Origin of the sequence: Flavobacterium sp. ov086, assembly GCF_900187965.1 — a bacterium.
Lineage (GTDB): Bacteria > Bacteroidota > Bacteroidia > Flavobacteriales > Flavobacteriaceae > Flavobacterium.
Window position 1 is genome coordinate 1 of record NZ_FZNL01000031.1, and the last position, 21,305, is coordinate 21,305.

The 21,305-nt window shown below is 29.3% G+C and carries 22 protein-coding genes and 1 pseudogene; 4 read left to right on the top strand and 19 right to left on the bottom strand.

Features of this window, described 5'->3' with window-relative positions:
- Positions 1 to 275: pseudogene (locus CHB81_RS23855) on the bottom strand (DDE transposase); the annotation flags it as partial.
- A 274-nt stretch (positions 276 to 549) separates the two neighbouring features.
- Here CHB81_RS23855 and CHB81_RS23860 point away from each other — a divergent pair.
- Entirely contained in the window at positions 550 to 1,140 is a 591-nt protein-coding gene (locus CHB81_RS23860) for an RNA polymerase sigma factor (protein WP_089354332.1), read from the top strand.
- Between the two features lie 245 nt (positions 1,141 to 1,385).
- On the opposite strand, the gene CHB81_RS23865 is transcribed toward CHB81_RS23860, so the two are convergent.
- The 4 genes from CHB81_RS23865 to CHB81_RS23880 all read right to left on the bottom strand — a co-directional run bounded on the left by CHB81_RS23865 (position 1,386) and on the right by CHB81_RS23880 (position 5,030).
- Entirely contained in the window at positions 1,386 to 2,315 is a 930-nt protein-coding gene (locus tag CHB81_RS23865; RefSeq protein WP_089354333.1) for a DUF2268 domain-containing putative Zn-dependent protease, read from the bottom strand.
- Positions 2,316 to 2,942: 627 nt separating this feature from the next.
- Positions 2,943 to 3,452 carry a GNAT family N-acetyltransferase gene (locus CHB81_RS23870; protein ID WP_089354334.1) on the bottom strand — a complete coding sequence of 170 codons (510 nt, stop codon included), beginning with the start codon at positions 3,450 to 3,452 and terminating at the stop codon, positions 2,943 to 2,945.
- Positions 3,453 to 3,648: 196 nt separating this feature from the next.
- Positions 3,649 to 3,993: a hypothetical protein gene (locus CHB81_RS23875; protein WP_089354335.1), complete on the bottom strand. Its 345-nt coding sequence runs from the start codon at positions 3,991 to 3,993 to the stop codon at positions 3,649 to 3,651.
- A gap of 242 nt (positions 3,994 to 4,235) precedes the next feature.
- Complete coding sequence (locus CHB81_RS23880; protein WP_089354336.1) at positions 4,236 to 5,030, bottom strand: polysaccharide lyase; 795 nt, start codon at positions 5,028 to 5,030, stop codon at positions 4,236 to 4,238.
- 353 nt (positions 5,031 to 5,383) lie between these two features.
- Here CHB81_RS23880 and CHB81_RS23885 point away from each other — a divergent pair, with 353 nt between their 5' ends.
- Positions 5,384 to 6,283 carry a hypothetical protein gene (locus CHB81_RS23885; protein WP_089354337.1) on the top strand — a complete coding sequence of 300 codons (900 nt, stop codon included), beginning with the start codon at positions 5,384 to 5,386 and terminating at the stop codon, positions 6,281 to 6,283.
- A gap of 57 nt (positions 6,284 to 6,340) precedes the next feature.
- Here CHB81_RS23885 and CHB81_RS23890 read toward each other — a convergent pair whose 3' ends face one another.
- The 14 genes from CHB81_RS23890 to CHB81_RS23955 form a co-directional block, all read right to left on the bottom strand.
- Positions 6,341 to 8,086: a hypothetical protein gene (locus CHB81_RS23890; protein ID WP_141130452.1), complete on the bottom strand. Its 1,746-nt coding sequence runs from the start codon at positions 8,084 to 8,086 to the stop codon at positions 6,341 to 6,343.
- Between the two features lie 425 nt (positions 8,087 to 8,511).
- Positions 8,512 to 10,017: a hypothetical protein gene (locus tag CHB81_RS23895; RefSeq protein WP_089354339.1), complete on the bottom strand. Its 1,506-nt coding sequence runs from the start codon at positions 10,015 to 10,017 to the stop codon at positions 8,512 to 8,514.
- Between the two features lie 169 nt (positions 10,018 to 10,186).
- Positions 10,187 to 10,675: a hypothetical protein gene (locus CHB81_RS23900; RefSeq protein ID WP_141130453.1), complete on the bottom strand. Its 489-nt coding sequence runs from the start codon at positions 10,673 to 10,675 to the stop codon at positions 10,187 to 10,189.
- A gap of 69 nt (positions 10,676 to 10,744) precedes the next feature.
- Positions 10,745 to 11,164: a DUF1801 domain-containing protein gene (locus CHB81_RS23905; RefSeq protein WP_254921272.1), complete on the bottom strand. Its 420-nt coding sequence runs from the start codon at positions 11,162 to 11,164 to the stop codon at positions 10,745 to 10,747.
- A 44-nt stretch (positions 11,165 to 11,208) separates the two neighbouring features.
- Positions 11,209 to 11,460 carry an FUSC family protein gene (locus CHB81_RS23910; protein WP_089354342.1) on the bottom strand — a complete coding sequence of 84 codons (252 nt, stop codon included), beginning with the start codon at positions 11,458 to 11,460 and terminating at the stop codon, positions 11,209 to 11,211.
- A gap of 89 nt (positions 11,461 to 11,549) precedes the next feature.
- Entirely contained in the window at positions 11,550 to 12,341 is a 792-nt protein-coding gene (locus CHB81_RS23915; protein WP_089354343.1) for a TlpA disulfide reductase family protein, read from the bottom strand.
- A 142-nt stretch (positions 12,342 to 12,483) separates the two neighbouring features.
- A complete protein-coding gene (locus tag CHB81_RS23920; protein WP_217899739.1) occupies positions 12,484 to 13,506 on the bottom strand; it encodes a hypothetical protein in 1,023 nt (340 codons plus the stop codon).
- A 12-nt stretch (positions 13,507 to 13,518) separates the two neighbouring features.
- Positions 13,519 to 14,955, bottom strand: coding sequence for an MBOAT family protein (locus CHB81_RS23925; RefSeq protein WP_089354345.1), 1,437 nt, complete (start codon positions 14,953 to 14,955; stop codon positions 13,519 to 13,521).
- Between the two features lie 348 nt (positions 14,956 to 15,303).
- Positions 15,304 to 16,869, bottom strand: coding sequence for a serine hydrolase (locus CHB81_RS23930; protein WP_089354346.1), 1,566 nt, complete (start codon positions 16,867 to 16,869; stop codon positions 15,304 to 15,306).
- 540 nt (positions 16,870 to 17,409) lie between these two features.
- Positions 17,410 to 18,552 (bottom strand): hypothetical protein, encoded by a 1,143-nt coding sequence (locus CHB81_RS23935; RefSeq protein WP_089354347.1) that lies wholly within the window; start codon positions 18,550 to 18,552, stop codon positions 17,410 to 17,412.
- Between the two features lie 97 nt (positions 18,553 to 18,649).
- Entirely contained in the window at positions 18,650 to 19,027 is a 378-nt protein-coding gene (locus CHB81_RS23940) for a DoxX family protein (protein WP_089354348.1), read from the bottom strand.
- A gap of 34 nt (positions 19,028 to 19,061) precedes the next feature.
- The gene (locus tag CHB81_RS23945; RefSeq protein ID WP_089354349.1) at positions 19,062 to 19,529 is read right to left on the bottom strand and encodes an SRPBCC domain-containing protein; all 468 of its coding nucleotides are present in this window, start codon (positions 19,527 to 19,529) and stop codon (positions 19,062 to 19,064) included.
- A 5-nt stretch (positions 19,530 to 19,534) separates the two neighbouring features.
- Positions 19,535 to 19,858, bottom strand: coding sequence for a helix-turn-helix transcriptional regulator (locus CHB81_RS23950; RefSeq protein ID WP_089354350.1), 324 nt, complete (start codon positions 19,856 to 19,858; stop codon positions 19,535 to 19,537).
- Positions 19,859 to 19,997: 139 nt separating this feature from the next.
- Complete coding sequence (locus tag CHB81_RS23955) at positions 19,998 to 20,705, bottom strand: S24 family peptidase (RefSeq protein WP_089354351.1); 708 nt, start codon at positions 20,703 to 20,705, stop codon at positions 19,998 to 20,000.
- 86 nt (positions 20,706 to 20,791) lie between these two features.
- Here CHB81_RS23955 and CHB81_RS23960 point away from each other — a divergent pair, with 86 nt between their 5' ends.
- Together CHB81_RS23960 and CHB81_RS23965 are read left to right on the top strand one after the other, a co-directional pair.
- Entirely contained in the window at positions 20,792 to 20,986 is a 195-nt protein-coding gene (locus tag CHB81_RS23960) for a hypothetical protein (protein ID WP_089354352.1), read from the top strand.
- Between the two features lie 83 nt (positions 20,987 to 21,069).
- The gene (locus tag CHB81_RS23965; protein WP_089354353.1) at positions 21,070 to 21,270 is read left to right on the top strand and encodes a hypothetical protein; all 201 of its coding nucleotides are present in this window, start codon (positions 21,070 to 21,072) and stop codon (positions 21,268 to 21,270) included.
- The last annotated feature ends 35 nt before the right edge of the window (positions 21,271 to 21,305 follow it).

A 21,305-nucleotide genomic window follows, 5' to 3' on the forward strand; every position in this document is an offset into this window, starting at 1 on the left:
AAAACTATTTTTCCTGTATCTTCATTAAGCCATCTTCTTCGGGTGATATGAAGATATACCTGATGCCCGCGGATAGGAAAATCCTGAACCTTTATCTCTTCAAAGAATCCTTTTGAGCTTAATTTTGATTCTCTATGCTCTTTAGGTATAGAATTAATTTCTTTTAAATACAGATGCAGAGTTTCGTCTTCCTTTTTATAAGAAGTAAGTTCAAAGTAATCTACTATTATCTCAGGCAATAATAACTTAAGAAGGTCAATAAAAGAATCTTGCATTAGGGGGAATTTTAAAATACAAATATCTAGGTTTTAATATTTCCCCACAACAATATGTCTTGATCCGAATAAGTTCAGGTAAAAAATCTATTTTATAATTCAATCAACAGAACAAAATAAATGATTTTTTTGCAGTTTTATAGATATCAAGCTTAATATATCGACATCTCCTTTTTGTTAAAAACCTTAATTTAACATTTTAAAGTCCTGAAATATAATCTAGTATCTCATAGCGTTTATAAATTTGCAACTCCAAAATTTTAAATTTAATGCAATGAATGATACTAATATTCAAGATTCTTTACTGGTAAAAAAATATATAGAAGGTGACGAATCAGCGCTAGCGAAATTAATTAAAAGACATGAATCCAGAATATACGGATTTATATATTCTAAGATTAAGGATAAAGATATTTCAAATGATATTTTTCAAGATACATTTGTTAAGGTAATTAAAATACTTAAATATAAAAGCAATTTATACAAAGAAGAAGAAAGATTCCTTTATTGGGTTTTACGTATTTCTCACAATTTAATTGCCGATCATTTTCGAAAAACAAAAAAAATGCGAATGCGCAGGGACACAGAAGAATTTCCCATTTTTTCTCTAATGTCTGACAACTCTTTAAACATTGAAAGTAAAATAATTATAAGCCAGCTTGAAATTGATTTAAAAAAACTGATTGCAGAACTGAGTGATGATCAAAAAGAGATATTGACAATGCGAATATACCAAAACATGAGTTTTAAAGAAATATCTGAGGAAAAAGAAATTAATATAAACACCGCATTGGGAAGAATGCGTTATGCACTAAATAATTTGAGAAAAATTATAGAAAAAAACCAAATTAGTTTAGCTGAATAGTTTGATTATTGATAAATCCAATCAAAAGATTAACTATTGTGATAAAACGTGGAAGGATAAAAACAGTAAAATAAAATCGTTTTTTTTCTGTAGTAAACGAAAACAGTGTGCGTAAGTCTTATTTAATTCATTTTATAGTTTTAATGTTTATCTATTTAAAAAATAGTCATTTTTTATCTATTTTTTTTTAAAATCACAAAAAAACTCCTTAATCTCTTAAGGAGTTTTTGTTACATGAGTTTTTGTTATTTAAAAAACTCATCATAACGTTCTTTTTTTGATTCTTGATACGTTACAATATATATATCCAGAAAACCACTTTGTTTTAAAAATTGCATTGGATCTTTTATATTTAGTATTTCTTCAATCGCTTTTTGCTTGTCTTTTTGTTTGTTGAAATAAGATTCTATTATTTTATAACCAATCCAATATCCTAGATCATTTGGTCTGTCATCTTTTTTGGAAGTTCCGTATAACCAATCCTGATAATCAGCATTTTTTAATCTCCTTACAAATTCCTGACATAATTTATCCTTGTTTTGGTCTCCATATTTATATAAAAACTGATTTATTGATTCTCCCGAAATAAGTTCACCAACAAAGTCGGCGCCTCCTTCAAGCAAACACCATTTCAGCAACATATCTTTGCCTATTATATTTTGTTGATAATGTATAAGTTCGTGTGCTATTAAACCAGAAACACCATCCAGATTTTTAAGCATTTCAATTCCAACAATAATTCCCTCAGGAGATGAAGTTCCTCCAGAATTAAATCTTCCGTAAACAAAATAAATAGGAGGGAATTTAGCCTTTGGATACCAATACTTTAATGCACTATAAATTGCTCTTACTCTCTTTTCCTTAGAAGAAATATTGTCCAAAACATTTCTTGAAAGTTCATAATCAGCTTTTCTTTTCTTCACAACTATATAAAGAGAATCTGCATTGATTATTCTATTTTCAGTAAACCCTTTAACCCCCGGAGAACCTTTTTGCATGTATTCAATAAATGGATTTTGTTTTGATTTATCCATTTTGTCAAATGCTTCCCAAAAGTTTTTTGAGTCTTTGGTTTCAAAAACCGCATCATAAGGATTGTCTGAGAAATTACTTTGTCCAAAAAGAAAGTTGGAGAAAACAATGAAAAGTGTTGTAAGGGTAAGGTTTAACTTCATATTAGATGATTTTCAAAGCTTTTTTATGGAATATCTCACAATGTATTACGGCTTGTTGTTATTCCTTTAACGTTAAATTTCTTAAATTAATACTTCCACAAGGAATTTCTTTATCATTGATTTTATAAAAAAGATTTTGTTCTTTTAGATTAAATCCGGTTCGTAACGTACCATGTGCTCCATCAATAGGAGAGAGCAATACCACATAAAAACCCGTCGATTCTTTTGGTTTGACAGCTCTTTTGAACGAAGACGATTTTTGAATATCATTATCTAAAATACAGCATAAACATATACTTCACCATTAGTATCAGTATATTTCGTTCCCCCTCTGGGAAAGCTATTTTGTATTACTAAACTTGTACCAATAGAATCAGTATACTCATATTTGGTATAAATCAAAGATTTCTGATTTTGAGCTTTTTTTTGACGAATCTAACTTCACTTTATCAAAAGTACCACACTTTGATTTACTGCGTTGCTCACATGAAAAAAGTACTATTACTGTTATAATTAATATTGAAATACTTTTTCTCCTCTTTTTTAAGCTTGTATGCAAATCACTTTTACTTACTTTATATATTTTTTCTCCATCTCAAAATAAATTTACTAAGAAGCCAAATAGGTTTAAGTTGTAAATCTAAATAAAATAAGATTTGGATTATTTTCGATTGCATTGTCAAATTTCTTAAAATTTAATTTCTGAAGAAGTTTAATTGAGCTTTGATTATCTTTATGTGTCTGTGCATCTATCGTTTTTATACCATGTGTTTTAATTGCGTATTCTAAAACCTTATTAACAGCTTCGATCATAATTCCCTGACCTTGATATTGGGTAAGAAGTTCATATCCAATTTCGCATTTTCTGGAATCTTTTAAAAAGTCAAATAGACAAACTGTACCAATTAGGTTATCCTCGTCAGTTTTTGTAATTGCCCAATAAAAAAACTCATCACTTTCATTTTCGATTAAACTGTTGATGAAATTTAGTGCATCTTCTAATGTTTTGCTTGGTTTCCTGTCAAGAAATTTATTTATTTCTATGTCCGAACGCAATTGCAATATTTCATCGGAATCATTTTTTGAAAGTTTCCGAAGTGTAAGCCTTTCGGTAATCAATATTGGGAAGGTTTGCATATTCTTGTTTATTTTATTTTATGACGACTTGAGCAACTAGTTGCTTTTTCTTCAAACGAATATAAGAATATTTAAGTAGCAATCTTTAACTTGACTGAAACTGACATAAAGTGATTTCTTAGAGCGATTTTATTAAGATTTTCTTCAAATCACACCTAAAATGGTTTGCAAACTAGCTTACTCGGAATTTTTTACATCATTTATTTTGCCAGGTGATTTCATTATTTTCATGAAACATAGGGCAAAGAATTTTTACAATTTCACTTTTGTCATTAATCACGTACCAATCAGGACTATTAATTAAGTCAAGAAAATCATTTGCCTCCTCACACATCTTATCATAATTGTCATCATCTCCTTCATCCAAATATTTACTGGCTTTAACTGAATTTTCAATAAGGTTTAATAGACGTCTATTTTCAGAAGTCTCAATCAAAAAAGCAGGATTAAACAAAATATCTCCATAACTTCTCATTTCCCAATTAGTTTCAATCAGCGAACCAATATTATTATTTTTCCAGTAGAGCTCGTATTTTTTCATTTCTATTAATTTAACCGTCTTCTTTACCTACTTATTTATAACGTTACTTTAGCAAATAGTGGTTTTCTTCAAGCTAATATAAGAATATTAAAGTAGCAATCTTTAACTTGATTGAAATGATTTCTTGGACTTTTTTTATTGATTTTTTTTCAAATAGCACTAAAATAGTTTGCAAACAAGCTAAATATAAACCACAAAAAACTCCTTAATTTCTTAAGGAGTTCTTTTATATTTAAACTAAACTATTGAGCATCCCAAGCTGCGCTGGCATAATAAATAGAACTTGTTACCGGAGCTTTCCAATATTCCTGACTACCACCACGGAAGGTGTGCAAACTTACAGCATTAACATTTCGCTTAGAATCGTTAGTCACCCAACGAATTGTTTGATTCAATATCTCTGTACCATTTACATAATATTTGACATATCCGTCAGTATTTGAACCTGTATTTAACTTAACAGATATCTGACAGTTATAGGTAACTCCTTCTTGTATATAGTATTTTTTTCCAAAATCATTACCAAATTGTCCAGGTTGATCTTTATAATAAACGTATGGCTGAAGATAAGCTCCGCTTCCTTTAGCACTATTTGATCCATTTGGACAATACCACATAAATCGGGCACTACCGCCATTACCATCCCATCCTGGGTCGCCACCGGTATTTTGATCACCAATTAAGATGCCGTATCCGCATTTACCGCCTCTGCTCCAATAAAACCCAGAATTAAATTTCATCTGAAACCAAACCGTGTAAACGCCCTCTGACCAAACTCCATACGACGTACATAAACCACCAGGACACGATAATGTATTTGTTTGCAATGTGATCGTTCTGGCTCCGGTACCACCTCCTAACGCAGCTGCTGCTGAGGCAGTGGTCTTGTTCGTATTTTGCGATGCATCTTTCTTAGTACTTTGCAATACGTCTTTGCTGGCACTTTGCGGTTCATTTAAATCTTGTTCCTTTTCACAGGAATTAAATACTAATGCCGTAATAAACAGTAAACTTGCTAATTTTAAGATTTTTTTCATTTTTTAATGGTTAAGAGTTAGTAAATAATTAATAATCAGCAAATAATATTTATATTATTTGAAACTGACACTACAAAGTTGATTAATAACAATTAACACAGGGGGTAATAATGTACGTTTTTAGGCACAAAAAAATACAGTTTGTATATTTTTAAGATTTGAAAAACTCGTTTAATAACAAATAGGATCCAGTAAATTAAAATTGTACTTAAGAATTTAACTGCAATTGTTTTTATATTAGCATAAAATAAAAATGATAATTCATCCGATTCATTCATCCAAATCAGGATAACTAAAGATAATTTTTATCAAACTTTCACACTAGTTGAAACTTATATTAAAGAAGAGAACAAATGAGAATATTACTATTATTGACAATTGTTGTATTAACTTTTAGTTGTACTAAAAAGGATAAAACAAATATTGTCAAGAATATCCGTTTACAGAATCTGCCTAAAAGGCGAGAGGTAAAAATAGCTGCATTAAATGATAATGTCCATTATCTGGGATTTGCAAATAAATTTTATTTCTCAAATAAAAATGAAGCTTACATAGAGCTTTACTTCAATAAAGACGAAATTAATACAGAAGAGTATTATAAATTAGAAAAACTAACAGATTCATTGATTTATCAAGACGATGAGAACAGTAGGAGCAGGTTTCCGGCGAGCTTATCAGCAAAGCATTTTGATTTAAAAGGACTTTCAAAACTTGCAATCTATGACGACAATAATCAATTTGTTTGCAACGCAAATTTTGTTCGTGTAGAATATCTAAATCAAGATATTTCACCCTGTTTTATTGCTGTTTACAAGACTGATAAAAAAATCAAATCAGAAAATTGCTATGCTATTAGTAATTATGAAAAAAACCTTGAAACTGTAAATTATAAAATATCAAATGATACTATATTAACTCAAAAAATACTCACTAAACTTAATGTACCTAAATCTTATAACGGACTTGAGAACAATGGGACACATATTTTATTTGCTAAGGATAGTATCATATCAGTAGTTAATTCAGAGAATTCTGCTTACATAGTTTTGCTTAAAGGTGAAGAATTTAAAGTTCTGTATAAAAGCCCTGAACCCGCGAATATTAATAATTTAACGGTTGTACCAATAATGAAAAACAAGCTTCCTTATCTATTAGCAAGAAATTCAAAACCTGATACTGATATATTATGGGATAATGTATTGTACTACGACGGAACGAAATATACTAATGCCAAACGACAAAGAATAGAATAATTTATAACATAAAACCACTTCAAAAAAAGACTCCTTAGAAAATTAAGGAGTCTTTTTTTATCGAAAATTAAATGAATTAGGCTCATTATGTTCGACCTTTAATAAATTCTTATCTTTAATAAATTGCATCCACTCAGTCGCTCTATCTTTTGAAGAACAGGCATAAATTCTACTTGAATTACATAATTTTTTAGGATAACCTAAAGTTGTTTTATATTGTATCTCGAGAAGCTTTATTAGAGCGTACACTTCATTATTTCTTATTCCACCGCCTCCGCCAACGAAAGCAGTAGCTACATCATATTTCAACAATTCATATATCTTGTCATAGTTTAAAGAATTATCTTCATTCAAATAATCTATTCCTGATTGATTAAGATAATAAGAATAAAAATCATACTCGGAATATTTAGTATACATTTTGATAAATTCGAGCCTCTCATTTAGATCATCAAAATTTTTTATCCAAAAAAAGCCAAAATCGTCTTTTAAAAAGGAATATTTATATTTCCATTTTGTTTTAAATTTCACGTTTTCAATTAATTCCAATGCTTTTCCAATTTGATTATAATTGATCTTACTCAGTAAGTCAATTACCTTATCTTCATACTTTTCTATTGTATCATTCTTTATATTTGAAAAATTTCCTTCTAAATCGAATATTAAAAAATCTTTATTTCCCTCAAATTCTTTCTTTAAAATTTCAGGTTTTATATACGGAATCGTATAATTGTTTTTCACATATTCTCTTTGTTGATTTATGCCTGGATCTGTTTTTTCTAGTTTATTTAATTGGATAATTGTATAATCATTTGAATTTTCAAATTTCCTTAAGTAATTATTACAAATACCAATTATTCCCAACCTTTGAAAAAACAAGGTTTTCTTAATATATAATTTTAAATATTCTTTATTATTTAATAATTCATTCCAATTTTTCGAGTAAAAAACGTCTAAAATCCTTCCTGCTGAATGGGTAAGTTCCCAGTCTTTTTCATCTAATAAACATTGATATTCAAATGCAGTTATTTGATCTAATGTCAAATTCTCTATTAGTTTATTTTCGAATTTTCTTCTGTCTTTAAATGTAAGTTTTGTTTTTAGTAATTCAATATTCATTTTAAGCTCAGGTGAGCTTTCTAAATCAATGTTATTACTTTTGCAATAATCAGTTAACAACACTAATTGTTTTAAAAATCTAAAAGGAAACGTAGGAAGAGAATAATTAACCTTAATATCTGATTTCTCATATTCGCTAGCAATATTGACAACATTTTCTACATTGCAATTTGTTAATTGTTTGAAAGCATATTCCGCAATCGAATCATTTTTATTGCTTAGCAATTCGAAAAGCAATGTTTCTTTGTTCAATTGATTAACCGAAGTTTTTTTATTTTCAAAAATTGTTTTTTTATCATTCCATTTGTAATATTTATAATTATTTAAAAAATAAATTAATAAATTTAAAGAAGCTTTGGGATAAAATTCTTTCTCAATAAACCACGTTAGATGATTTTTTTCATCTTCTGTTGCTATTTCTGTTCCTGTTAATAGTCTAATTAAATCGATGTATTCTAACTGATCAGGAAATTTTTTATCAAATCGATATCTTACTTTATATAATTCTGACGCTATAAGTAAAAGTGCTTTCGGATTTTTTTCTTTTATAAGTAAGTTTATTTTATTTGATTTAACCCAATTTAGATTTAATAATGAATCCTTTTTTAGTATCAATTCTTGTTTTTTGACTTTAGAAATTTCTCTAATTTCAAATTTTACGGTTCTTTTTTCTAAAGGAGTCAAAAAAAATGCTTCAGCATAATTAGAAAATGAAATTTGATCTAAATTTTGATCTAAAAAAACTTTAAACTCATTTGCGGTTGTATTATCTGAAAATGAAACTTCACTATCAAGGAAGATGCAATTTTCTTCCAGAATTCCTTTTGCAACTACTGATTCAGTTGTATTTATGACATGATAACCTAAAAATACCGTCATTTTATTCTTACTATCAAAATAAGGAACCATGTCAAGTAGTGCTTTTTTATTTCCAAGAATTAATTCTTTTTCTATTTTATAAATACGACTTTCATCTCTTTGTATAAAATCACTTCCTTGTTGTGCAAACAAATTTATATTTGACAAAAGGCCTGTGAAAAAGAGGAACGTTAATTTTAATATACGTAATAGCGGCATTTTTTCTTTTTTAATAGTTATTCATTCCGAATTTAATTATCTAAATACTCGTTTCCGTTTAAATCCAGCCATCCTTTTTGTCCGTTTGGGAATTCAAAACGGGCAAAATTCTCTTGAAAATCTTCTAATATCTTATACTTTGGTTCTTTGTTTATGGGAAAATAACCAACCAAACTATTTTTCTTAATCTTGAAAAGTCCCTTATAATTAATCCCCTCTACCGATTCTAAATCTACCGGAAGATTCCTGACATTGTAGTAGGCTAAGTTTTCTGAATTTTTTAAAGGAAGTAAGAAATTTAAATTATAAATATTATACTTGCCGCTTTTCATTTTGCAATACACATAAAAATCATTTTGCCCCCCCCTTGCACTTTTAAACTTATCATTATTTGAGTTCGAATGAAAATATATCGCTTGTATACCAAGATCGTCTTTTAATGCAATTTTTTGATTAGGATCTACATATTGTTCTGCCATAATCGTGTTTTCATCTGAATACACATAAAACCTATCATTTTCTTTTGTCAAAAATATATTGGTAAGCCAATCAGATTCTAAATTGTCCTGACAAACAAAGCTATAGTGTGCAATTTCATCCTGATTCCCACTAATATCAATAGTTCTAAGTTCGTTTCCTTTTATTATTTGCGCTGTATAGTTATATCGATGCTCAATTATTGCTTTTACATTCTCAAAGTCAAACTTTTTGAAAGTAGGATTATATAGGTCTATAAAACCCTTTTTATAGCAAACTATAAACCTGTTAATTTTTATAGAATCATATTCCTTTTTAAAAACGGGTTGTTTTAAACTGTTTATAATTCTAACCTTTTTATTTTTTAAGGTATCAATTTTGTAAAACTCACTATCAAAACCAACTTTATCATAAAACGCATATAATTGCCAGGCATTTACTTTAATTTCTTCGGTAATAATCTTTTGATAATCAAAGGACTTTACTTCACTATAATCTTTATCTAGAAACGGAACCCAAATCATCATTTTATTTTTTATGGGAATTAAAAAACTATTCTCAAAATTTGAAAACGAACATGTAATTTTTTGATTATTACCTAAATCAAGAATGTAATAAGTAAAGCAAGTATTTAAACCAACAGGATAAGCAGTATATTCGAATTTTCTAGCTTTACAAAAAAGAGCAAAATATTCGTTATTAAATTGAAAAAACTCATAATTAATTCCTCCTTTTTCGAGAAGAAACTTCTTGTTTTTCAAATCTTTAAAATCATAATTCACAATTTGATTTGGAAAAATATTGTTTGGATTTTTTAATAACTCAGAAAATTTTAAAAATGAAACTTCGTCTAATTCCTTCCTGAAACCAGTTCCTTTTTTATCTGAATCAATATAAATTTTATAAGAATAATATTTATCCTCTTTCTGGATAACAACGCCAAGATTTGGGTTTATAAAAACAGCTTTTCCTTCAGTAAGTTTAAATACTTTTTGTCCAAAACAAAATTGAACCAATAGAACAAAGACGAAAAATGTTTTTCCTGAGTATTTTATATTCATCAATAATTAAACTTTAAATGGAGAAAGATACATTTTATAACATCTAATAACTATTCTTTTACCGTTAGTTATATGATGCTATTTTATATAATGATGACTATATAATTCAAAAGGTTGGGAGCGCAACGAAAAATAAATTTTCTAAAAAAAACAAGGAAACAATATACTATCAATCTTGTTTATATCTGGTTTTTACATATTGCTCTAACAATCTATTAAACCTGAGGTCTTCTCCAATAGCATAATTAGTTGGCAATCCAAATTTGATCTTGAAATCTATTTTAGGATAGGTATAAATTTGATCGCATCCTATAGAAGAAAACATGTTCCAAAACCAAAATCCGTAAATTCTTTTATTATTTAGAACCATTACAACGGGTAATCCGCTAAGTTGAATTGTTGTTTTCTTTATTTTTTGTTTTCCGGAATCGTTAAGAGTGATTTGTTGATTATCCCAATTAAAGCTTTCGAAATCACTTTCCTCTAAAATGGGCTTTTTAGACAATTCCACCAAATTTACATCAAAACACTTTGTGCAATTCTGAAAGGAACTTTCAAAACTTCCTTTCACACCATATATTTTAAGACCTGATTGATTTGGACCAATCGAGTATCCAAACGTAATAAATGAAAAAAAGATTATTATTAAATATTTCATGTTCTTAAATTCCTGTTTTTCTAATTGATCTAAGATGTTCCCTGTAAACAATTAAAAACTCTGTGATCCTTATTTCAATTCCATTCCATATCGAATCGCAGCTTCAAGTATGTCTATATTAATATCTTTTAGTGTTTTAAATTTGATGCAATATCCTGTAACGCTTGCCTTGCCAATATTTTTTCCAAATGTTTGAGTTAAAAATGTCTTGTCCTCAATACCGAGAATGTAAACGGAGATTCCAGTTGTATTTGCGCTCACACCAATACGAAAAAATTCTTTGATTTTTCCATCAGCGTATTTTAAAACCTGAAATCCATAACCAATAGTAGGGTTACTAACAGTTTTATTTTGGCCGTTTTTACCATCATCATACCATAATTTACATTCCGGACCCACGCGAAGTACAAGTTCGTGTAATTCTTGCATCTCATTGCGTTTTGGCTCAGGCTGACTGGCAATATATTCTTTAATTTGATCTTGTACCATTATTATTTAACTAATAAAACAATAATATTCGGAAATATAAATATTTACTTCAGATTGCGTTCCTTCAGAAGATTTTCCAATTCTACTTTATTGTATTTGGAGTTGTTACTCAATTTGTAAGCAAAAAACAAAGGAATTAAAGTCAAAAATCCTAAAGTATTTTTCACAACACTATAAAACACAACCCCTAGTAAAAATCCAATTAATAAAGCATTAATCATAGAAGTTGATTTCATTTTTTTTGCTTCTTGCAACAACTCTTGATCCGTTAATTGTGATAATTCTTTTTTTTCCATCTCGTTATGTTGATATTTAATTTTATTCTTTTGCTGGTATACAATAAATATCTTTATCGGCTTAATTTAAACTTACAGCCCTTGTTTTCTTATTTTGATAGTAATTTTTTTATTTCCGCAGCAATATTATCTAAATTACCCGGAGCATTTCCGGTCGCAACAAACTTTACAACTCCATCTTTGTCTATTAAAAAATTCTTCGGAATTGAATTCATTCCATACTCATTCCATATTTTTTCATTTGGATCAATTCCAAAATTAAAGTCAATTCCGTCCTTTCTTAGTTTCTCTACTTTAGTCAGTACTTTTTCCTGACTTTCTCCTATTGAAATTGCTAAAAACACAAAATCATTTTCTTTATTGGGTTCAATAATTTTTGATGGTATATCGTAGAACTCCATTAAGCAAGGCGCACACCAGGTTGCCCAAAAATTGATAAGAACAACTTTGCCTTTTAAATCAGAAAGTTTTACTTCCTTACCATCTACAAGCTTTAAAGTAAAATCTTTGGCTACATCATTTACTTTTAAAATATATTGTTCCGGTTTTACAGTGTTTTCACTTACTATGGGTAGAACCTGAGTACTATTTTTTTTGTCTATTTCTTTTTTTTCTTCTTCGGTATAAATCCCTATTGTCATTATAAATTCCTTGTCACCAATTTTATCTCCAAACTTATTGGCTAATTCATCTCTTTCTTTTTGCGAGACTCCCTTATTCATTGATTTAATATAACCTGTAGCCCCGTATTCTTCAAGTTTTTCTCTTGTAGAGATTTCATTATTAATTATAATTGTGTACTGAGGTTTATTGCCAATTTTTACTTGTGCATAAAAGGACTCGGCAATTATTAAAACTGCCAAAAGAAATAAGTTTTTCATGTTTTTTTGATTGATTAATTGATGATTATTTTGTTTAATAGTTAATATAAGAGAATTCTAACTGATGAAATTAAAATTACTATTAGCGAATATAAGAAATATCTTTATTTAAGCACTGTAAAAATCAACTTGTTAGAAAGACTTATTGGCTTTTTATAATTTCTTTTATTTCGTTTACTATTAATTTTGATCCTATAGGAGACCAATGTGTATCATCAAAAAAGTACAGATCTTTTTGACTTTTCAACTTTTGAGATAATATTTCTTTTGAATCAATGTAAATATAATTTTTACTTAATTTTTCAAAATTCTCAAAGAAGACAGGTTTTGTTAAGTTTTTTTTATCAACTATATAATCATAATACATATCATATTTATTTGGTGAGGGCAATACGATCAGTTTTATGTTTTTTTGTTTAAGCTTTCCAGATATAATATTTAAAATATCATTTAGTTTTTTCGAATTTTCAGGTAAATTATTTTTTTTGATTTTTACGAGATCCTGATAATAAAAAAACAACTTATCCGAATGATTACTAAATAAAGATTTTGTGTTTAATTGAACATTGTAAACAAATTTATTTGACAAGTAATTCTTTCGAAGAAAAAAATCAGCAGACGATAACGGAAATTTTAAAGTTGCACTAGAAAAGAATTCATATTTATAATCTTCTTGTTTTGGCATGTGATTATAAACCAAAGTATCTATTTGATTACAGTTCATTTGACTATTAAAATCAATATTCTCGGTATTATCTATAATATAACGCTCAACGTTTTGCAGTATAACGTAGTCTATTTTGTATTTATAGAAAAAATCCCCGTTAATTAAATTAATTAAGGTTTGAATTTGATTCTCTGATATAAATCTATCTACATGAAGAACACTAAAATCATCTGCAAGTATATTTTTATATCCTATACCGTATTGTTCTGAAAATGAATCTCCCACAGTAAGAACTTTAAAATTTCTATGCGAAGATTTTGATAATAATTCAAATTTTTCAGTCTTATTAAAATCAAAAGCTTTCCTGTAATCTTCAAAAATATTTGGTATATATCCCAGTCGCAATAAATCAGGACTCTCTTTTGTACTATAAAACAAATATGTAATACAATATAATGCCAAAAAAGGGACGATAAACATTAGAGTTTTGAAAACCAATTTTCTCATAGTTTAGAATTGAAAATAAATAAATTGAGATTCTTTGCCTCCAAACCAAAATATTGCAATAATAATGGCATAATACATTGCATATCTAAACCTTCTTTTCCATTTTAAACCCAAAGAAGCGATTGCATATTCTCTTTCTCTCCCAAACCATTCTATAAGTACAAATATTAATAATAAAAGAAACAAAAACGTTGGTCTTATTGTAGGAACGGAGAATAAGGATCTCGAGAATATTTTAGAAATGTAATCAATTGCATGATCTATGTTTTCGGCTCTGAAAAAAATCCAGGCAAAAACCGTCAGAGTAAAAGTAATTCCAATCGAAAATAAATCTTTTAAACTTGGCAGATGTCTTCCTTTGGCAACAATCTCAAGATTATTTCTATTCGAATTTAATAGTATTGAAGGCATAATATATAAAGCATTTAGAGCACCCCAAACGATAAATGTCCAATTTGCTCCATGCCACAATCCACTTACAATAAAAATAATAAAAACGTTTCTTACCTTCATCCATGTGCTTCCTTTACTTCCTCCAAGAGGGATATAAAGGTAATCTCTAAACCAGGAGGAAAGTGATATATGCCAACGTCTCCAAAATTCGGCTATATCTCTTGAGAAATATGGAAATGCAAAGTTTCTTAACAACTCAATTCCAAACAGACGGGCTGTTCCCAGAGCAATATCTGAATAGCCGGAGAAATCACCGTAAATTTGGAAAGTAAAAAATACAGCCCCCAATACAAGATCGCTTCCTGAATATCCTGCCGAACCATTAAAAATCTGATTAGCATATTCTGCACATTGATCTGCAATTACAATTTTCTTGAATAAACCCCATAAAATTTGCCTTAAACCATCTACTGCTTTTATATAATCAAAAGTTCTCTTCTCTTTAATTTGAGGCAAAAGATGCGTTGCACGTTCTATTGGTCCCGCAACTAACAATGGAAAAAAACTAACAAAGAGCGAATAATCAATAAAATTTTTCTCTGCTTTTATTCTGTCTTTATAAATGTCAATAACATACGATAAACCATGAAATGTATAAAATGAAATACCAACTGGTAAAATAATTTTTAATGTCCACACATTAAAACTTAAGCCAATTGTATTTAAAACACTAGAAAAAGATTCTATAAAGAAATTATAATATTTAAAAACACCCAGAAAGCCAAGATTAACAGATATACTTAACCAGAACCAGAACTTTTTTATTTTTTCATTTTTTGCATCAGACATCTTAATGCCTGTGTAATAATCTAAAAATGTCGAGAAAATTAGAAGTAATAGAAATCTCCAATCCCAACAAGCATAAAAAAAATAACTTGAAATAAGCAAAAAAATATTCTGAAGTCTTAAATTCTCTTTTGCAACATACCAGTACAATATAAAGACAATTGGTAAAAATATTACGAAGCTTAAAGAATTAAAAAGCATATTTCAGGTCTGTCTTTATTTTATTATTTGTTGGTTTGGTTATAATACCGTGTGTCTAAATTAACGATTAAATTAACTCTGAGAGCTCTGGTTTAGCCATCATTAAACATAAACAATATTGATATTTTTGGCTAATATAAAAAACATTAACCAAGTAATTCAAATACATAAAATAAATAGTAACGACAGAAAATGATTTCACACAAAGTTTCTTAAAAATCCTGCCTGAAATCATTAGTAAACAGACTCCTAAGAGTAAAAAAAAACAAGAGCCTCAAAAATCAACTGATTTCGAAGGCTCTTCGTTGTAGGAGAACACCCTATGATAATTTTCCTGATATTAACTTCTTATTTCTGAACCCTTACTAAATCTAAATCCTGAAAGTCAAAACTAAAATCAATATTTGGCGAGATACCTTTCATTTTAATCGATTGAGCTTTTCCTGTTTCATCAAGTGAAAACATAGCCAAAGCATCACAGTTCATTGCTTGATATTCCCATTTTATGGCAAAAGTATTGGCATTATAAAAAGCCATTGGTCCGTTTAATTTAGGAGAACGAAGCGATCTGAACCATAATTGTTTATCCTTTTCAAATACTTCAATTTCTCCAAACCATTTATCAGCATAAATACCTATAAAATCTTCGTTTTTTACCTTTATATTCTTTGACGCCTTAACTTTTTCCCAAACTTTTGCAGTTACATCATCACCGGTACTTTTATCCTGTTTCATCCATTCGACCATTTTATCTGTCCAGCCAAAATCGTCCAACCCCAAATAACTATCTCCAATCGTATTTCCAATTGCCGAGAAAAGCCCGCCGCCGCCACTTTCTGTATTTGTCAAGATTACAAAACCTAAGTTTTGATCCGGATACATCACAACAAGCGATAACATTCCTGGTAAACCACCTGTATGTGATACTTTTAAGTTTCCTTTTTCATCACCTAATTCCCAACCTAAACCATAACCACTAAAATGAGAATTATATCTCGGATTAGGATTAGCTTCTTCAACAGTGTGTATACGCCACATTTCACTGTAGTTTTTCTCAGAAAACAATGTTGTTTTCAAATCGGCACCATATTTTCCTTTATTCAAACGTACAATCATCCATTTTGCCATATCGGATACATTTGAGATTATTCCGCCTGCAGCACCATTTATCTGATCTCCAAAAGGCGCAATTGTTTTTATAGTTCCTGACGCAGATGAATGTGGTACGGCAATATTACTATTGTCTTTAATCAGACTCTTTCCTGCAAAACTATTATTCATTTGCAAAGGCTCGATAATTCGTTTTTGCACAAATGCCTCATAACTCATACCGCTTGTTCTGGCAATTACTTCGCCTGCAACTATATAAAGTAAATTGTCATAATCAAATTTAGTTCTAAAAGCAGAAACAGGTTTAAAATGCTGAAAACTCGTCACCACATCTTTAATGGTAAAATTTGAACCATCAGGAAAAAACATTAAATCACCAACTCCCAAACCAAGACCACTGCGATGCGTTAATAAATCCTGTATATTAAAATTCTCCGTAACATAATCATTATACATTTTAAACTCCGGAATATAATCTTTTACTTTATCTGTCCATTTCAATTTTCCTTCATCTTCTAAAATAGAAAGTGCCGCTGTTGTAAAAGCTTTACTATTTGATGCAATTTGGAAATTTGTATTTTCGTTTACTGCTTTTTTCGTTTCAATAGAAGCAACGCCATAACCCTTTTGGTGAATTATTTTTCCATCTTTGACAACGGCAATGGCTGCACCGGCAACTTTGAACTTAGTCAAAGCATCTTGCATTAATAAATCAATTTTTTCTGAAGTCAATTGTGCGAAGGCAGGAGTAGAGACTAAGCAAATAAAAAGCAATGACGTCAAAAATGATGTTCTTTTTTTCATAAATGATTGTTTTTTGATTATTCTGAGGTTTTAGGTTTTACAGATAACTTTCAATAGAAATAAAACACCATTAATTTCTCAAATTATGAGATTTTTTTTCCTAATAAATGTTTCATTTTGGCGAATATAAGAAATATCTCTTCGGTAAATAATCAATTCAACACAAGATAATTGTATAACTTATTAACATTTATTATGAGGAAAACCTCAAAATAAATCAAGAATAACTCATTAAACGTTACAGGAATTGAACTCGTTTTTTTCGACATTTAATAGAGTTCGTTTGATTATGCAAAGATTTTCAAGGAGCAAACCAATTCGTTTTTTCAAGACCAGAAGTCCCGCTTTCGCCTATATCTTTGTTCGTCCCTCTCAAAGGATACCGACTCTATCGGGGCTAAATTAGAAATATCAAATTTTCAAGCTTTGCGATCTTAAAAAGAATAAAAATACATAATCAATTTTGCGGTTAATATTGCAAACGACAACCTCGACAGGTTTTTTTAACCTGTAGGGCTTACTAAGCTAACTTAACATCCTTTAGTATAAAATCTCCATTTTTAATTTGCTTAAATAAATATAGAATAACTTATTCTCACCAAAACAATATAAAGTTCTAATATCTCGATTATAAACGGTAATTTGTTCAAATGTATAAATATCATAAGCTTCAATTCTGTCGTAGAAAACGACTAAAATTAGATTAGCATCAGACAAAAATACCTCTTCCGGAGATGAATCTTCTTTTGGATAGGAAATATTAAATTCAATTGCATTCTCAAATTCATTTTGATACAATTCTCTGATTTTAATTTCAATTTCACCAATATCTAAATATTTACAATATGCCATTCTATTTCCGCTTGGGTTAAAGGTGTGATGATCTCCAAATTCATCGATTCTATAGGAGAATATAAGCTTCGGTTTTTTAATATCATTAATTTTAAAAATATTGAAACTTCCTCTAGGAGAATTACCGTCTTTATCGAAAAAAATTAGTCCGAAAAGATTTTCATCAGGCAATGTAAATATTGAATAACTACCGTCATTAATCCACAAATAAAAAAAATCATTTTTCTCAAAAGTCTCATTAAAAAAGTCTCCCAAATCATATTCGACAAAATCATCAAGATCTAAAAAAATAAAATTATCACTTACATGATATTTCTTTAAAAGGGCGTAATTATCCCAAGGATCATGTGAGCCGTTTTCTGTTTTTTTATTAATTAATTTTCCTTCTAAATCAATTTTAAAATGGCAAATTTCGTCAGTAGAGTTTTTTAATCTGGCTTTTAAATAAATGAATTCTAAATCATCAGAGAAATAAAACTCATAAATATGGCTCAAAGAAAACGCTGTTGTTTGATTCAAATACTTGCTGTAATCAACAAAATTATTCTGTTTGAATTTGTGATCATAAATACTGAACTTCTTATATTCCAGAATAATTATTGTTTTTAAATAACTATTAAAATCGATAATTTCAACAAATAATTCCCAAGATGCATTAACTTTAAGCAGCACAAGTTTATTAGAATTCTGGATAAAATGCATCTTCAGAATATTCTCGTAAGATACTTCAATACCTTTTGTTAAATCATAAGTTACCAATTCCATATATTCTATTTTATCTCTTTCTTTAGGGAAACGTTTCTCAAACGAAAATAGAAATTCTAAATTCAATTATCTTCTTATTATTCTATAAAATAACTTACACAGGAAATAAAAAAACTCCATTAATTAAAATGGAGTTCTCGATTAAATACTATTCTAAGCTCAATTAAACTGAAACCGTTTTTCGATCTACAGGTCTAAAATACCATGATATTGCAGTTAAAACGATTAATAATACCGGCCCAAAAAGTTCTTTGGCAGCATCTCCGCTTGCTATGTGCGAGAAAATTGCCCCCGACATAGCAAAGAAAAACCCCGCATAAGCCCATTCTTTTAATAAAGGAAACTTAGGAACGAGAATTGCTATAACACCAAGAAATTTCCAAATAGCCAACAGCGTTAAAAAATAAAGCGGATATCCTAAATGAACCATCATTGTTGTTTCTTCTTTCAACTTAATAAATTGTACAATTCCCGTTGCAGTCATTCCTAATGCTAGCCAAAGTGTTGCAACCCAATAGATAATTTTATTTCTCTTAGTCATAATTAATTATTTTAGTTATTAGTAGTCGTTTTATTTATTTTAGTTTATTTACAAAATCCTGCAAGCGATTATGCGCCATATTAATGCCTTGAGCAAAAGGGAGTTTCAGCATCTGATCTCTCATTTCAACAGATTTGTAGACAATTTGCATAGTAAGTTTACTTGTTTGATCTGATACTTTTTCGAACTCTAAAAACTCCAGCTGAGCAGGAAAAGGAGTATTTTCCATTTCGAAAGTTCTGGTGATTTTTTGATTTTCAATTATTTCATGAATTACGCCATTTGCCTGAAAAACAACATTCCCTTTGGGATCTGTAGTTTCAAATTGCCAACCGCCATGTTTTACATTTTCAAGTTTTAGCACTTTTGTACCCATCCATTGTTCTACAATTTCAGATTCTACATAAGCTTTAAAAAGTAATTCCAGTGGCAAATCAAATTCTCTCGTAATTACAATTTCCTGTTTGCCATTTTCAGCAGCAATTTTTGTTTTTTGTTCCATGATTTCTATTTTTTGGGTTGATAGTTCTTCATTATGGCCTCGAGTTTATTGAATTTTTCATCCCACATTTTTCTAAAAGGCTCAATAAAATGGTCTATTTCCTTGATCTTTTCGGGATTTAAATGATAAAAAATCTCCCTGCCATTTTGTGTTTGATGTAATAATTCACATTCACTTAAAATCTGAATGTGTTTTGAAATAGTTTGTCGTGACGAACTAAAATTCTCCGCTATTGTACCTGGGGTCATGGCCTGAAGCGCGACCAAACTCAATATAGCTCTACGAGTTGGGTCAGCAATTGCCTGAAAAACATCTCTTCTAATTTCCATTGTGCAGTTATTTGACTGCAAATATAATGCAGTTATTTGACTGCGCAAATTATTTTGAAGTTTTTTTTCAGAAAATTCCCTTTTTTCTAAAAAACATTAAAAACTAAATCACTGAAATAGAGTAGAGTGGAAGCTTAATTTAATAAGTAGCATTTATCCTGATGCTTGCTTTAATTAAGGCTAATCCTTTAATAGTAGTGATGTGAAGATCTTTTGACTGGTGGTGTTTATTCTCTGACACGAGTTTTACAAATTCGTCTCCTTTTTCAGATTTCTGAATCCATTTTACCATCACAAAATCATCACCTTCATCATTAATTAGAGACAACAAATACATTTCGCCCCAATAAATGTTCTCGATTGTATTGGCAACTTTCTTGTATGCAATGATATCTCCCGATTTTAAAAGCGGATACATGCTGTCGCTGCTTACATAAACGGCACCATCGCATTTTGGTAAGCCGGGAATTGTAATTTGATCAATGACTCTTTCTAAATTTTCGTCGTTGAATAAAGTCGATGGTGATGCCTGAATATCGTAAAGAGGAATATATTGTTTTTGATATCCGTCGCCTTTGGATTCATTTAAAAAATTTTGGTCATCCGGGCTTAAATTTTCAGTATAAACATTAATTTTTGTCATACTTTGCTTCCCCGTCAACAACCAGACCGGATTGATGTCTAAACAATTGTCTATTATCTTATTTAGGATATCTTCTCCTAAATTTCCATTTCTCTTTAATTGCGTACCTAAATAGCCATTTGACAAGCCATTGTCTTTTTCAAAACGAGTTGGCTTAATCCCTTTAAAATCAAGGTATTCGTAAAATCTTTCAATTGCTTTCATAAAATATAAGAAAATATTTACTAAACCTTGTTGTTTTATAGACTATTGTTTATATATTTGTTCCCATAACAGGAACAGTCAAGGCAATGGACAAAGAAACGAAAAAGAAAAACATATACAACACAGAAATCCTTAATCGTATAAAAGAAAAATATGGTTTGTCGAAAAGATTCATCACAATGAGCCTTTCCGGAGACCGTAAAAGTGAGATGACGGACACAGTTAGAAAAGATTATAAAAAGATGGAAACGGCAATAGCGGCTCTTTTAAAAACACTATAAACCAAAGAATTCTTTACCTATAACATCGAACTGATCACAATGAGCTGGCAACACAATTAAAAACGAACTTAAACCATAATACTATGACGGTAGAAATTACATCTATTGAAAATAACAAGGAATATGAAATTAATGGAAAGTTAGTATTTATGGACCAATCCGGTAATTGGCAGTGCGATGTTGAGCTTTCGCAAATAGAAAAAACAGCTTTAAAAAGTTACACTCAATTAATTTTGAATAATCCGAGACTTACTAAACATGCTAAAGCAACTTATAGGACATAAATTAGTTTCCCTTCTTGATTTAGAAGATTAACCAC